At 59.2% G+C, this 15,117-nt stretch carries 10 protein-coding genes and 1 tRNA gene; 2 read left to right on the top strand and 9 right to left on the bottom strand.

The features are described 5' to 3' along the window. Positions 1 to 158: 158 nt before the first annotated feature. The 7 genes from BMZ42_RS11175 to BMZ42_RS11145 form a co-directional block, all read right to left on the bottom strand. Complete coding sequence (locus tag BMZ42_RS11175) at positions 159 to 974, bottom strand: MBL fold metallo-hydrolase (RefSeq protein WP_091522283.1); 816 nt, start codon at positions 972 to 974, stop codon at positions 159 to 161. Next, positions 967 to 1,758 (bottom strand): TatD family hydrolase, encoded by a 792-nt coding sequence (locus tag BMZ42_RS11170; protein ID WP_091522280.1) that lies wholly within the window; start codon positions 1,756 to 1,758, stop codon positions 967 to 969. Before BMZ42_RS11170 ends, BMZ42_RS11175 begins: the two co-directional genes overlap by 8 nt. A gap of 9 nt (positions 1,759 to 1,767) precedes the next feature. Then, on the bottom strand, positions 1,768 to 3,315 hold the full coding sequence (metG, locus tag BMZ42_RS11165) for a methionine--tRNA ligase (protein ID WP_091522278.1): 1,548 nt from the start codon (positions 3,313 to 3,315) through the stop codon (positions 1,768 to 1,770). A gap of 81 nt (positions 3,316 to 3,396) precedes the next feature. Next, the gene (locus tag BMZ42_RS11160; protein ID WP_091522276.1) at positions 3,397 to 4,452 is read right to left on the bottom strand and encodes a DNA polymerase III subunit delta'; all 1,056 of its coding nucleotides are present in this window, start codon (positions 4,450 to 4,452) and stop codon (positions 3,397 to 3,399) included. After that, positions 4,449 to 5,114 carry a dTMP kinase gene (tmk, locus tag BMZ42_RS11155; RefSeq protein ID WP_091522517.1) on the bottom strand — a complete coding sequence of 222 codons (666 nt, stop codon included), beginning with the start codon at positions 5,112 to 5,114 and terminating at the stop codon, positions 4,449 to 4,451. The genes BMZ42_RS11160 and tmk overlap by 4 nt, the downstream gene beginning before the upstream one ends. 189 nt (positions 5,115 to 5,303) lie before the next feature. Further along, the gene (locus tag BMZ42_RS11150) at positions 5,304 to 6,467 is read right to left on the bottom strand and encodes a D-alanyl-D-alanine carboxypeptidase family protein (RefSeq protein WP_091522273.1); all 1,164 of its coding nucleotides are present in this window, start codon (positions 6,465 to 6,467) and stop codon (positions 5,304 to 5,306) included. 72 nt (positions 6,468 to 6,539) lie between these two features. Further along, entirely contained in the window at positions 6,540 to 7,598 is a 1,059-nt protein-coding gene (locus BMZ42_RS11145; protein ID WP_342028951.1) for a septal ring lytic transglycosylase RlpA family protein, read from the bottom strand. A 495-nt stretch (positions 7,599 to 8,093) separates the two neighbouring features. Between BMZ42_RS11145 and BMZ42_RS11140 the strand changes: the two genes are divergently transcribed. Next, the gene (locus tag BMZ42_RS11140) at positions 8,094 to 8,534 is read left to right on the top strand and encodes a diacylglycerol kinase (protein WP_244523236.1); all 441 of its coding nucleotides are present in this window, start codon (positions 8,094 to 8,096) and stop codon (positions 8,532 to 8,534) included. 240 nt (positions 8,535 to 8,774) lie between these two features. Next, positions 8,775 to 8,864, top strand: a tRNA-Ser gene (locus BMZ42_RS11135). 338 nt (positions 8,865 to 9,202) lie between these two features. Here BMZ42_RS11135 and BMZ42_RS11130 read toward each other — a convergent pair. Next, the gene (locus BMZ42_RS11130; RefSeq protein ID WP_091522269.1) at positions 9,203 to 11,998 is read right to left on the bottom strand and encodes a BPTD_3080 family restriction endonuclease; all 2,796 of its coding nucleotides are present in this window, start codon (positions 11,996 to 11,998) and stop codon (positions 9,203 to 9,205) included. 4 nt (positions 11,999 to 12,002) lie between these two features. Further along, positions 12,003 to 15,083: a site-specific DNA-methyltransferase gene (locus tag BMZ42_RS11125; protein WP_244523235.1), complete on the bottom strand. Its 3,081-nt coding sequence runs from the start codon at positions 15,081 to 15,083 to the stop codon at positions 12,003 to 12,005. Positions 15,084 to 15,117 lie beyond the last annotated feature (34 nt).

Genomic DNA, 15,117 nt, shown 5'->3' with positions numbered 1-15,117 from the left:
GAAATCCCCGGTACAGTGTGGCGGGGATTTCATCAAACAGGCGGCGTTACGAGAGCCGTCCGGAAAACACCAGATTATTGCATAAGATAGATTATGGAACTTACTGATATGAGCAGAGGCCTCAGGAAGACCATTCCGTACGCTCCACCGCAACGAAATCAATCGCTTGCAAAAGGAAGTTCAATCACCATCCCATCATAGGCTGGCTCCACATGTTCAGGCGTTTCGGCCATGACCGTGTCGTAGTCCAGCGGAATATGCATATGGGTCAACACGGCACGACGTGGTTTCAGGCGCTCGATCCAGTCCAAAGCCTGTGCCAAAGAAAAATGACTGGGATGCTCGCGATACTGCAATGCGTCCACGATCAGCACGTCGAGATCGTGAAGCCGCGCAGCGGTTTCTTCCGGAAACGCACTTACGTCTGAGCAGTACGCCAGATTACCGATCCGGAATCCGAGAGACAGGATGTCGCCATGCATCTGCGTCAGCGGTTCAAAAATGATCGGTCCGCCGGGACCGTCAACCGAAAACGGCACATCATGCGCAATCGTGATTGCCCTGACAATCGGTGGATAGCTGCTGCCGGGTGGCGTGGCGAAGCAATAGCCGAACGCTGCGTCGATGCGCTCAAGTGTCGGCTTGTCGGCGTAAACGTCGATGAGCTTGCGTTGCGCCAGAAAATAGCCACGCAGGTCGTCAATGCCGTGAATGTGGTCTGCGTGTGCATGTGTATAAACGACAGCATCGAGGCGATCGACGTTGGCAGCCAGCATTTGCTGCCGGAAATCTGGACCAGTGTCGATTGCGACGCGCGTAACTCCCGTATCCGAAATGCGCTCTACGATCGCCGCCGCCCGTGTGCGACGGTTCTTCGGATTTGATGGATCACAATTTCCCCAATCACCCATGATTCGAGGGACGCCTGGCGACGACCCGCATCCCGTGATCGTAAGGCGCAGCCGGTCAGCCATGCGCAGCCGGATTCGGCATTTTGGAGAAAAGACGGAAGAAATTGTCCGTAGTGACCGTGGCTATCTGCTCACGCGAAACGCCAACGGTTTCGGCTAAAGTATATGCGGTTTCAACGACATAGGATGGTTCGTTCCGCTTGCCGCGATATGGTTGCGGCGCCAGAAAAGGCGCATCCGTTTCAACCAGCAAGCGATCAAGTGGTATCTGACGTGCAATTTCACGCAGTTCTTCTGATCGCTTGAATGTGAGAATGCCGGAAAACGAGACGTAGCCCCCGAGCGCAAGGCCAGCTTGCGCCAAACCAAGCCCGGATGAGAAGCAATGAAGCACGAAGGGGAAGGCACCCTTCCCCGTTTCATCTTCAAGAATTGCAATCATGTCGTCGTCAGCATCGCGCGCGTGGATCACCAGCGGAAGTCCGGTTTCTCGAGCCGCGGCGATATGGCGTCGCAATCCCTGTGCCTGCGCCTCACGTGGCGCGCGGTCGTAATAATAGTCCAGACCCGCCTCGCCGATCGCGACGACCTTGGGGTGCTGCGCCAGACTCACGAGGTCTTGTGTCGTAACGTCAAGCTCTTCGCCGGCATTATGTGGATGCGTGCCTACCGAGCAATAGACGTGCTCATAGGCCTCGGCAATTGCCGCGATCTGCGAAAAACGCCGCACATGCGTGCATATCGTGACCATCCGGCTTACCCCGGCATCAAGGGCGCGTGCGACAATCGCGTCGCGCTCCTCGACAAAATCGGGAAAATCCAGATGGCAGTGGCTATCAATCAGCATCTTTGACCGTCAGTCCGCTGTTTCCTGTTCGACATAGCGTGGAAACACGCCTTGCGGCGCAGGAAGTGGGGTGCCGGACGTCAATTCGTTGCCGTTGACATGCGAGAAGCTTCGCGCATCGGCAGAAACCGCCAGCAGATCCAGCAGTTTTGACGATGATTCAGGCATGTAGGGCTGGCACTGAATTGAAACGCGGCGCACGACTTCAGCCGTCGTCCACAGGACAGTTTCCATACGGGCAGGGTCGCTTTTCTTCAGCGCCCAAGGCTCCTGCCCTGCAAAATAGCGATTTGCTTCCGCCACGACGGCAAAAACGGAAGCCAAGGCGACATGGATCGCCTGTGTTTTCATCGCCTCGCGAGAAGTCGCCAGCGCCTCCTCGGCCTGCTGGAGGATCGCCAGATCAACATCGAGCAAGGTGCCCTTCTGGGGCACCACGCCGCCGCAGTTCTTGGCGATCATCGACAGCGAACGTTGAGCAAGGTTGCCGAGATCGTTGGTGAGATCGGCATTGGTGCGATTGACGATCGCTTCGTGGCTATAGCTGCCATCCTGGCCAAACGGCACTTCACGCAGCAGGAAATAGCGCACCTGATCGAGGCCGTAATTTTCTACCATCGAAAACGGATCGATCACGTTGCCGACCGACTTCGACATCTTCTCGCCGCGGTTGAACAGGAAGCCGTGGCTGAAAACGCGCTTGGGCAACGGGATGCCAGCCGACATCAGGAATGCTGGCCAATAGATGGCGTGGAAGCGCGTGATGTCCTTGCCGATGACATGAACATCGGCCGGCCAATATTTCCAAAGGTCAGCATTTTCATCGGGATAGCCGGCTGCAGTGATGTAGTTTGTCAAGGCGTCGACCCAGACATACATCACGTGGCGTTCATCGCCCGGAACGGGAATGCCCCAGTCGAATGTCGTGCGCGAGACCGACAGATCCTTCAGGCCGGACTTGATGAAGCTAACGACCTCGTTGCGGCGCTCGACCGGGCCGACAAAGCCAGGTTGCTCTTCATAAAGCGCCAGAAGACGGTCGCCATAAGCTGACAGACGGAAGAAGTAGCTTTCTTCCTCGACCCATTCGACAGGCGAACCCTGCGGACCGTAGCGGACACCATCCTCGCGGACTTCTGTTTCTTCTTCGCCATAGTAGGCTTCGTCGCGCACCGAGTACCAGCCGGCGTAACCACCCTTGTAGATGTCGCCGTTCGCCTCCATCGCCTTCCAGATCGCCTGTGAGGCCTTGTAATGGCGCTCCTCACTCGTGCGAATGAAGTCATCATTCGAGGCGTTCAGAACCTGCGTCATGCGCTTGAACTGGTCTGAGTTCCGGTCGGCCAGTTCACGCGGCGTGATGCCTTCCTTGCGCGCCGTCTGCAGCATCTTGATGCCATGCTCGTCCGTACCGGTCAGGAACATCACGTCCTTCCCGTCGAGGCGCTGGAAACGCGCAAGCGCGTCCGTCGCGATCAGCTCATAGGCATGGCCGATATGCGGCTTACCGTTGGGATAGGAAATGGCTGTGGTGATGTAAAAACGGTCGCGTGACATGAGAGGTGAGCTCTTCCGGCATTTGAATGGCTTGCGGGTGAGATAGCGCATCGTAAAACGTCTGGCTACCTGCGACGTGGTTCAACTGTGCGTCGACAGCCACATTCGGCGCAGCAACCCGTTTACGTGCTGCTTTTTATCGAGGTTATAAGCATCGGCCTCGGCCATAATGCGTCCGCAATCCTGCCAAAGCTCCGAAAAACGCGCTGCTGCATCTACGTTCTGTTCAACAGCGGCCGATCGCGCCCAGCCTGCAACGATGTCGAGGGCTGTCTGGTTGAAAATTTCAAACTGCACCGCGCTGTCGCGGCCGCTCATCGCTTCCGCCACCTTCAGCGCATCGGTGACGTTGAACTCCGGTGCGCTGACCGTTCTTGCGATCGCGTCGGCAATATCGAGGCCGCCGAATTGCGTCAGCAACAACGCTTCACGAACGCTTCCCCCTGCCCGGCCGATGAGAGCGTTCTGGCTTGTCGCGTCATCCGGAAGTGCCGCATCCAGATGAGACAGCACTTTCAGCACTTCATGATCCGCCAGCGGCTTCAACTTGATCGACTGGCAGCGTGACCGAATGGTCGGCAGCAGACTGCCAAGCGTGTGCGAGATCAGGATGAAGAGGGTTCGCGCAGGCGGCTCCTCCAGCGTCTTCAACAGCGCATTGGCGGCATTCGTGTTCATATCGTCGGCTGGGTCGACAATAGCAACACGGTAGCTGCCATCATGCGACGTCATCGCCAGAAAGCGATTGACCTTGCGGATCTCGTCGACCGTGACGACCGACTTGAAAGCCTTGGTCTTGTCATTCACAGGGCGCGTGAGATGCAGAACGCCGGGATGCGCGCCCTGAGCGACCTGTCTGAAAACAGATGACGAAGGCTCTAGCGGACGGAACCGGTCTGGCGCATGTTCATGATCGGGATTTGCGAGAAGATGGCGCGCCAGATGAAAGGCAAAGGTGGCCTTGCCTATTCCGGGAGGCCCGGACAAAAGAAGCGCATGATGCAGTCGTCCAGCCTGATAAGCTTCCGCAACATGGGCAACAGCCTCCTCATGGCCGACCAGGACAGGATTTTCTGCAGGCTCGGCGATATCGGGGATCGTGTCAAACTGCTCCGGCGCAAGCCGCTCAAAGCTCATGCGGCGGTCCCCTTCCCGGCCCCGCCGACCTGTTGGATACGGTCCGTCACGATCGAAGCGATTTGCTTGGACACCTTCTTCGGCGATTGGGTCGCATCGATCACGACGCAGCGATCAGGTTCCGCTTTGGCGATATCTAGAAATGCCTTGCGCCGCCGCCGATGCACTTCCAGCGTTTCCTTTTCATAGCGATCAGCCGTTTCGTCGCCCCGACGAGCGGTGGCACGACGCAACCCTTCTTCCGGATCCACATCCAGAATGATCGTCAGGTCGGGCAACAGGGCGTTGACCGTCACCGCTTCGAGACTCTCCATGAAGTCGCGCGGCAGGTTGCCGGTGACGCCCTGATAGACGCGGCTGGAATCCATGAAGCGGTCGCAGAGAACAACGTCCCCCCGCTCGACCGCTGGGCGGATAACCTGCTCAACATGATCCGAACGCGCAGCCGCAAACAGAATGGCTTCCATCGCCGGACCGAAGGGCTCGGCAGCACCGGAAAGCAAAACGTGCCGGATCGCTTCGGCTCCCGGAGAGCCTCCAGGTTCCCGCGTGACAATAACCGTGCGGCCCTGTTTACGCAGCATCTCGGCGAGCTGGATAATCTGAGTGGACTTGCCTGCCCCCTCGCCGCCTTCGAATGTAATGAATGTTCCGCGCGTCAAGCCAAATACCTGCGACAATCGATTGTCAGTCAGACATAGGCGAAGCGAAGAAATTTATCCATGCCGCAATCGCACTCGCCCCGACCCTAAAGCGTGTCGCGGCCTCTCGAATTCGCTTCACACGCTTTAAGTTGCTGTAGTGACGCATGTCCTTCTTCCGAGACACGCTCTCACATTCGGGTGACGCTCCTAGCGCAGCCAGCCTATAGCCAGCTCTTCGACCGCATCCAGCGCCCGTTGATGAATCGTACCTACACCGACGCTTTCTGCCGCAAATAGAGGGGTCTCCTGCGTCAGCGTTTCCCCAACCCAGACACGTAATTTTCCTATCGGCGCGCCCTCCTCGACAGGAGCCAGGACAGGGCCATCATAAACGATCCGCGCGATAAGGCGGTCGCGATTGGCCGAGGGGATCAGGACGCCGACCGGACCTTGAGCGCGAAGTCCAACCGACCCCTTCTCGCCCCCGTAAGTTTTGGCTTCACCGACGATCTCTCCAGCGGCGAATATCTCCTGTCTTTCAAAAGCCCGCATGCTCCAATCCAGAACCTTGCGTGCTTCGTCAGCTCGCTGGCGATCACTTTCCATGCCGCTCAGTGCGAGAAAGACACGTCGTCCGTCGCGCTCTGCACTGCCGACAATGGCGTAGCCGGATTCTTCGGTAAAACCGGTCTTGAGGCCATCGGCGCCGATATCCATCGCCAGAAGTGGATTGCGGTTGCGCTGAAGAATCTTGTTCCAGGTGAATTCACGCTGGGAATAAAATTTGTAGAACTCTGGATATTCCCGCCACAAATGATTGGCCAGCTGCACCAGTTCGCGCGCCGTCACGAACTGGCCTTCTGCTGGCAGGCCGGTGGAATTCCTGAATACCGAGCGGGATAGCCCGATCTCGCGAGCGCGTTCGTTCATCAACTGAACAAAGCCCTCTTCCGAGCCCGCCATCCCCTCGGCGATGATGATACACCCATCGTTTGCCGATTGGACGATCACGCCTTGTATGAGGTCTTCCAGGCGAATGGAGGAGCCCAATTCCGCGAACATTGTTGACGTGCGCGACGGAGCGCCGCCCGTTCTCCAGGCGTTTTCCGACACGCGAAATTCATCGTCGAAAGAAAGCTTGCCTGACTTGATGGCATGAAAAACCACTTCCATGGTCATCATCTTCGCCAATGAAGCTGGCGGAAACAGCTTGTCAGCATCCTTGGTGAAAAGCAGCGTGCCAGTCTGCTGATCGACAACAAATGCCTGTTTCGCACTAGTGTCGAAAGACTGCGCGCTGGCCGCCGACAAGATGGCCAGGCCCAGCGCAAACGATGATCCAACCCTGAGGATTGAAGAAAGAAAGTACATCCATGCCCCTTGCCAACCGCCGGTCAAAGCCGAGATTGAAAGTAGCAACTGCTCCCTTCATCGATCAAGAGGTCAGTCGCGTACCGTCATGGCGTCCGTAGCACCAGCAGCCCATGCGGTCCGGAGCATTTCGTCGACCTCGGCCCGGCCATTCGGGTTCAGACGCAGTGAAAAGCCAGAGCTGTTCGGATCCGTCTCGATCACAACCTGCCCAACCGAGGTGAGCGCGCGGGCCATGGTCTCTGCCGAGAGCTGATCTGGATATGTACCGACGGCGACATATTCAGGCGACGTGCGCGCGGTGGAAGCAGTAGCCGCATAGCGCTGATTCAGCGCCTCGATCAGACGGGACGAATCCCTGCTACCCTCGGCAAAATCAGACACAATTTGTGCCGCCCGATTTACCCGATCGTCCGCGTAGCCCAGCGCAGTGATGGACGATGCGCCATCCGTCTCCAGGCTGGCGAGACTGACACCTGGCCGCTGTGGGGCGATCGGGCCGAATTCAGGCAGAACCACATCGTGGCTGGTCGAACCAAGCGGGCCAGCACCACTCTGACCCGGAAAAATACGCGCTGCCGCCAGCGAAGGGGTCGGTGTCGGCCCGTTCATCGCTATCATTACACCCGAAGCCATCCCGTCTGATGGGTCCGGAGCTTTTCCAGCTGGCTTGTAAGAGGCAAGAAGATAGCGGTCATCCTGCCCGTGAAGCGGTGCTCTTCCAACATACTCAACGTCGACTTTGGCCAGTCCGTTGCTCGTATAATCGAGAAGCTCCGCAGCCTTGCGCGACAGATCGATCACCCGCCCTTCCGCGAAAGGTCCACGGTCGTTCACCCGCACAATCACAGATGCACCATTGGCGCGGTTCGTGACACGCGCATAACTTGGCAGCGGCATCGTCGGATGCGCGGCCGTCAGGTGCGTCATATCGTAAATTTCGCCGTTGGCCGTCAAGCGACCATGAAACGCATCACCATACCACGAGGCGAGACCGGAATTGCGATAGGAAGGATCTTCCTTCGGGTGATACCACTTGCCGCGAACCTTGTAGGGTTTGCCCACCTGATCGCGACCACCGCCGCGAGGCAGGCCGGAGCGAGCATTGCTGACCCGCGGGCTTGCTTTCACGCCATATTCCGATTCAGCAAAGTACTCTTTGCTTCTGGTCGGCTTGGTTCCGACATTCGAGACTGGCGAACACGCAGACAACGTGGCGGCAGAAAGGACAAAAGCGAGAACGGAAGCGCCCCGCCCCAGTGACACAGCTGTCTTAGAACTCATACGTCTCAAGTCCCCGGTCCAAGCCCGCGTACGCAACAAATTTGCAGTTTCGGCGCGCTGCGGCTGGCAACGCTTTTTCACCCAGGCAAAATTATCACCCTGAGCAGAATGCTATAACTGCACATGAATTCCTTATCGGTATGTTAACTGAATGTGGCCGTATCCGGGCAGATTGATGGCAGCCTGCGATTCGACCTTGTTAAATCGTGTTCGCACCAAGGCGCAGACACGACAATTTTCCTCCTGTCGTTGGGAGTATTGGTGCCCTTGGCTCGTGTGCGGTAGACAGATAAGCGACTGGGCACTAGAGACGGTCAATCTGCACGAAATGTCCAAATCTGCATGAATTTGACAGCATGCGGTAACTTTTCAGGGCCAATGGCCGCGCCGTTTCATCAGGGGATGGCCTTGAATTTTATGACCGGCACATTTCAGCGACTTCTAAACGCCACCCGGCATTCATGCGCTGGCATAGGCTATACGCTGCGCCATGAACAAGCATTCCGGCTTGAAGCGACGCTGCTGATAGTCTCCATCCCCCTCGCCTGCTACCTTGCCAAGAGCCTGATCTGGTTTGTTGCTCTTGTCGGTTCAGTGCTCGCGATCATGTTAGTCGAAATCATCAACACGGCCATCGAGCAGGTCTGCAACGCGGTCAGTCGCGACTTTCGGCCGGAAATCAAGGTCGCGAAGGATTGCGGGTCTGCAGCAGTTCTGATCATGTCGGTCATCGCTATTTCGATTTGGGCATCCGCAATTTGGGAGCTGTTTGCTCCGGCGTGATGAGCGACGAACGCCCGGCGCATCCTAGAACACGCCAGAAAATCGCTTCAGCAAGAATGGACAGCCCGCGATTGCCTTCGGTGGCTCGATGTCATCGGCGCTCTTCACAGATCAACTGCCAGCAATCCGCGTTACTTGTTGACGCATCGAACCCCGGCACTGTAAAGGCTCACACGTAAATCGCGTTCGCAGCAAAAATCAGGATCAAACATCCAGTCGATTTGCTCGCAACACAAGGTCGGAGGGATGGCCGAGCGGTTTAAGGCACCGGTCTTGAAAACCGGCGAGGCAGTGATGTCTCCGTGGGTTCGAATCCCACTCCCTCCGCCACTCAACCTATTGTAATCATTCTCTGATTCGTATTCTGCGACTGGAATAGCGCGGAACTGCGGGTTATCGGGCCAAAGCTGTTGACTGAGCTACCTGCCCGAATCGCTGATTTCGTTCTCTCTCCGCCAACATTCTCCAAACCTCCTGACTGCGCGGATTTGGTGCGGAATCATAAGTTACTGTAAATGCATAGTTATTTTGCTCGCTTTGTCCGTACTTTTGTGGTGGACAGCGGTGGGAGAAAGAACTCGGGTCGAACTTTCCGGCTACCGAGGCCCTGCGACACATCTGGAGAAGGCAGAATCAAACCTCGCTCGCACGGCGGCGGTATGACGTCATCATGCCGGTTCTGCCATGGCGACGTTCGCGTGCTTCGTTACAATATCCTGCAGGTCGCTCGGCCTGAACGCTACATCCCAGGCCCACTGCCCGAATCCTCCAGTGCCGTTGATCGCGCTGACCCATTCGTTCAGCGCGTCCCGCTTGGCCCTGTTTTGAGGGCTGTCTACCCCCTTTATTTCGAGGGCGAGCGTCTTGCCGCCAGAGAGCCGGACGAGGAAATCGGGAACATACCGACGGCGTGAACCAGCCCACATATACTGAATCTGGAAGCCCAGATGATCGTTCTTCGCATAGGCAACGACATCACCCCGCCCCTCGAAGACATTTGCCGCGTGACCCTCCCACGATGAGTCGCCAACGAGGTGGCTGATGTGCGACTTGATGGTTGGGAAGCACGGCTTGGCCGTGTACCAGGTGCGCATCAACCCGGTTGCACCGATCGGGTTTTCCTCGTCGAAAACGGGCGTCAGGCGTTCCGTGTTCTGCTCCGTCACGTTGCTCAGCACATGCTGGACTACCAGATCGATGTTGAGCGCGATCAGAATCCGCCGCCGAAGCGGGTCGGAGTGAAACAACGACGGGATATCGAGACGATCGGAGTTGAGGAACGCCTCGACGATCCTGACGAGCTGCGCCGCCAGATATTCGTGGGTGCCCGAAAAACCGTGGCTGAGTTCGGCAAATGCCTTCCGGGTAGCCTGAAAGACGAGGCGTTGCAGACGGAAGCCGTCTGGCAGCTTCTCGAGGTCGATGGCGGTCACCTTGCCCATGTCCGTCGCGCCGCCGAGCGCCGGAGCCAATTCCGCGCTGATTGGCGTGCTGGCAGGGTCGAGCACAAGCGGCGCTACCTTGCCCCAGTCCATGGCAAGTTGCGGTCTCACGACCGTTTCAACCCGCAGCACGTTCGGCCAGCGAAGTTCCAGATGGGCCCGCTCGGGCACGACTTCGATCTGCGTGGTCGGCTTGGGAGGCGGCGGAGCCTCCCCGCCTTCGCCTGTTTCCGAAATGGAAAGCGGCACACCGAAGACGTTGACGTATTCGGGCAGGAACAGGCCATTCTCGTCAGTGTCGTAGGACACCCTACGCAATCCTCGCCCGACGACCTGTTCGCAGAGTAGCTGGGATGTGAAGGCGCGGAGACCCATGATGTGCGTGACGTTCTTGGCGTCCCATCCCTCCGACAGCATCGCGACCGATATGACGTTCTGCAGGTCTTGTCCGGCCGCTCCCCGCTTCCCGACATTGTCCACGATTTCGCGCAGCAGTTCTTCCTTCTTCAGGGCGCGGAACTGTTGGCGGCGGGTCTCGGGGATGGTCGCAGCGTCGATGATTGCCTTCAGCCGCGCCTCGTAATCCTTGTCGGAGGTCGCGGTCTCGCCGATCTCAGCCTTCCCCAGCACCTTGGAATCGACCCGGAGCGTTCGGGTCGGTGCGTGCAATTCGGGCCAGTGCGCATCGCCCTTGTTGAAATAGGTCTCGATGCGGGCTGCGGTTTCGGTGCGGTTGCAGACCGTCAGCATGACCGGCGGAGAATGATGCCCGGCCTCCTGCCATTGCGCCCGGGTTTCCCGCCAGTCGGCACCGAGCAACGTATACGCGTCCTGGACCAGCTTTGGCAGCGCCTCGTGCGCTTCGGCCTTGCGGTTCAGGTCTTCGGAAACGGTCGGGTCGCGGTAGATGTGGTAGAGCTTTGAACGCAGCGTCTTCGCATCCGGAACCGCATCGTCGCGGACGACCACGCGCGGTGTCTTCACCAGCCCGGCCTCGATCGCGTCGTTCAGGCCGAAATCCGAGATGATCCAGTCGAACAGCGCCGTATCGGTGCTCTTCTTGCCAGTCGGCGCGAAAGGCGTGGCCGACAGGTCGAAGCAGCGCTGGATGCGCCGGGTTTTGTGGATGCGGTCGAGGCCTTCGATCCAGCGCGTCGCCTCGTCGAGGTCGATGCCATGCTCCTCGGCATGCTTCTTGCTGATCTTCACCTCGGGCGGTTTGCGATAGGCGTGGTGCGCCTCGTCGTTGATGACGATGATATCCTTGTGCGCCGCCAGCTTGCCCAGCACGCGCCGCGTGAAGGCCTCGTCGGACTCGCGCCCCTTCTTCACCACGGATCGCTCCGCTTCCTTCAGCGGCATCAGCGTGTGCCAGTTCTCGATCAGCACCTCAGCCTGGTTCAGCTTCTGGCGCAGGGCCTCGGACGGGCAAAGGTTGAACTCGTCATAGTAGCTGCCCTCGCTGGGCAGCAGCACCTGCAGCCGTTCCTTCACGGTCAGCCCCGGTGCCACGATGAACACGGCGCGGCTGAAATCCTTGTTCCGCTTCGGATAGGTCAGCGCATTCAGCACCTGCCAGGTGATGATCATCGCCATCACCGTGGTCTTGCCCGCGCCCGTCGCCATCTTGTTGCAGAGCCTTTCCCACACACCGCCATCGCCGGGGATCGCGATGCCCTGCTTGTAGGCCTCGGCGCCTTCGACCCACCATATCAGCGTCTCGATGGCCTCGAGCTGGCAGAAATAGAATGGATGCTGCCGCGCCTCACGGTCGTGCCAGTGCTCCAGCAGCTTGCGGGTAACGATGGTCACGCCGGGCCAACCGTCGTCGCGCCACTGATCCACGCGGGTGCGGATCGTGTTCACCAGATCAAGCACCTCGGTGCGCTTAGTGTTGTTGCGCGCGTCGAAAACCTCATAGCTCGCAGGCCGCCGTTCTGGCTTGATCTCCAGATTGCCGCCCTTGGCCTCGACCCAATGCTGCGCCGGGCAGACGAAGGGAGAATTGATGATGAGGGACATGGGCTTATCCCTCCAGCGACATGATCTTGAGCGACTCGATCCCGCGATCATCGACGATCTTGACCGCGATCCGGCGGTTCTCTCCCGCCTCGAAGGGCAGCGAGACGGTGCCGTGGAACTGCTCCAGCAGGTCCTCGTCCAGTTCGGCCCGCACGGTCTTGCGCAGGCGGTTCCAGCCGCCCTTGGCATCCGCCATGGGGAAGAACACCTGATGCGGCATCAGGGATCGGTTGTCATAGTCCACGTCCAGCGACCACATCGCGATCTGCCTGGTGCCGCCCGAGACCAGATCGCCCTTGCGCGGATCGAAATAGTCGAAGCCGTTGACCTGAACCTCCCACAGCCCGTCCTTGCGCTTGCGCAGGTCCACATCGGGCTGGCCCATCAGCCAGAAGGACTGGTTCGAGCTGCGGCCCTTCTTCAGATCCTCGGTCAGAAGGTCGGTGTTCATCTGCGCCTTCAGCAGCGTGACGCCGGGCCAGTTCACCTCGTCGATGTCCTTCGCGGCCTCCGGGTCGAAGGTGAAGGCGCAGAACAGGATGAATTTCGGCGACGGGCGCAGGGTCTCGGCCTCGGTCAGCGCCAGTTCCACCTGCCTCTGCTCCAGCGCCGCGTGCTCGGGGCCGAAGCTGACGACGACACGCTCGCCCGAATCAGTCAGCGATCCGCTGGCGTGGATGTGCTTCAGCCCCGGCAGCGTCTCGAACTCGGCGAAGCGCAGCATCGCGCCGCCCTTGCCGCGCACGCCGGTTTTCAGGAGTTCGTCGCGCCAGAGCGCCTGGCGAGATGTCTCGCCGGAGCGGGCGACGGTCTCGTCGGCCTCTTGCGGCGGGATGCTTTCGTCCAGCGACAGGACGGTCGGCGCGGGCACCGCCTCGACCGAAAAGGGCCCGCAGATGCGCAGCTTGGATTTGTCGATGCGGGGCTTGTCGTAAAGCGTCTCCTGCTCGGCATGGTCGCTGATGCTTTGATCCATGCGGCGCTGCATCGCCTGACGGGCGGCGTGGAAGGTGTCGAAAGGCGCGCGCGCGGCCTCGGGCCAATCGTCCGGCCAGTCGAAGGGCACCTCCCATTCGTGCAGGGTGTCGCCCTTGGCGAAGTCCACCGGCTTGCCCTTGCGCACGCCCTGCGTGGGCTTGAGCGGCTTCGGCGGGGCGGCGCTCAGTGCTGCGTTGAGGCCCTCCAGCGCCGCTGCGATCTTCGGGTGGTCCTCGTCATAGATCGTGTCGATGTCGGGGTTGTTGGCGATGCTTTTCAGCGTGATGTGCGGGACGGTTTCATAGTCGAATCCGCCCCCCAGCCCCTCGTGCGGATAGCGCAGCGCGTAGTAGTCGAAGCTGGCGGTCATCAGCCGCTGCTTGGCCAGCGTGATCGCCACGCGAGAGGTGTCGCAGGTGATCCAGCGCCGCCCCCATTTCTCGGCGACGAAGGCTGTGGTGCCGGAGCCGCAGGTGGGATCGAGCACCAGATCGCCGGGGTCGGTGCACATGACCATGCACCGCTCGATTACGTTTTCATTGGTCTGCACAACGTAAGTTTTGCCTGACGCTGGGGCAGTGTCATGCCAAGGACTGGTGATTTTTGCGTAGGGGTAGTCAGTATGCGGACTGACGAACCGCGGGAAATCTCCTTCGACGAACAGCCGATTTGCAAATCGCAGGCGGTCCATCTTTTCGGGCGAGGCAACCCAGCACTGCCCACCCGTCGGCTTGTAGGTTTCGCCATGAAGTTCAAATGAGAATACACCTTCTTCAGAAAACGATGGTGCCCATTGTGAGATCGTGCCGAAGATGTTCTTTGGAGCAATGCCATCTCTAAGCTCTTGACGCTGCTCTTTTGTGAGCCGTCGTAAGTTCCCCCTGTCATCAACCGTCCCAGTCCAGCGGCCTTTTGCATCGGGCAAGGTTTCTCGGTAAATATGACGATACTTGATTTTTGACGGGTCTTTGCAAAACCAGATCAAGAAATCGGACATTTGTTCAAGCGTCTTTGCCCCCAAGGGCATCAGCTTCTTCCGAAATGGCACAATCGCAACGAAGCGATCCATACCGAAAATTTCTTCCATCATTGAGCGGATGTAATGCAGGTTCTCATCCGAGATCTGCACGAACACCGATCCGCTCTCGGTCAGCAATTCCCGCGCCAGCATCAGCCGGTCACGCAGATAGGTGAGGTAGGAGTGGATGCCGAGTTCCCAGGTGTCCCGGAACGCCTTGATCATCTCGGGTTCCTGGGTCAGGTCGTCGTCCGAGCGGTCCTTGACGTCGCGCTTGTTCGTGAAGGGCTGGAAGTTCGACCCGTATTTGATGCCGTAGGGCGGGTCGATGTAGATCATCTGCACCTTGCCGCCCATGCTCTCCTTGGTCAGGAGCGAGTTCATCACCAAGAGGCTGTCGCCCGCCACCAGTCGGTTCGACCAGCCCTTTTCGTGGTGGTAGAAATCCAGCGCCTGGCGCAGCGGCAGGTTCTCGAACGGCGCTGCGAACAGGTCCGGCTGCCGCCATTGCGTCGCGGCATCCTTCCCTGTCAGCCGCTTCGCCGCATTGGCAAGGATCGTCGCCGGGTCCACCCGTTCGTGGACATGCAGCGAGACGGTATCGACCGCGACGCTCGTCCGCTCCGCCTTGCCCGTCCAGTTGAGATAGGGTGCCTGCAGCCGCTTCAGTTCCTGAAGCGCGTCGCGCATCTTTTCGAGATCACCGCTGGCCAGCGCCTCGTCGATGAGCCGTTCGATCCCCGCCCGCGCAGAGTCGAAATTCAGCACCGGGTCGAGATGCGGGTCGTAGGCCCAGACCGTCTTGTCCCCATCCGGATCGGTGCCGGCATGCACCATCCCGACCTCGGGGTTGTTCACCCGCGTCTCTCCGTGGCGGTAGGACAGCACCTGCACCGGCCCGTCCGGCCTGCGCGCGACCTTCTTCCCGGCTTTGGTCCGGGGCATTCGCGGCGCGGCCTCTTCGGTATGGGTCAGTTCGAACCCATCGTCCTCGTCGCCCTCATCCTCGTCCAGGTCGCCATCCTCATCGCCCAGATCGTCGGTAACGCGAAAAATCGACCCGCCTCGTCCCTTGCCACGCCCGAGCACATCCTCATCGATCAGTGCATCGCGCGCAGTGATA

The sequence above is a fragment of the Aquamicrobium aerolatum DSM 21857 genome, from assembly GCF_900113935.1.
Lineage (GTDB): Bacteria > Pseudomonadota > Alphaproteobacteria > Rhizobiales > Rhizobiaceae > Aerobium > Aerobium aerolatum.
Note: the sequence above shows the minus strand (reverse complement) of the source record. Positions and strands in the feature narration are given on the sequence as shown.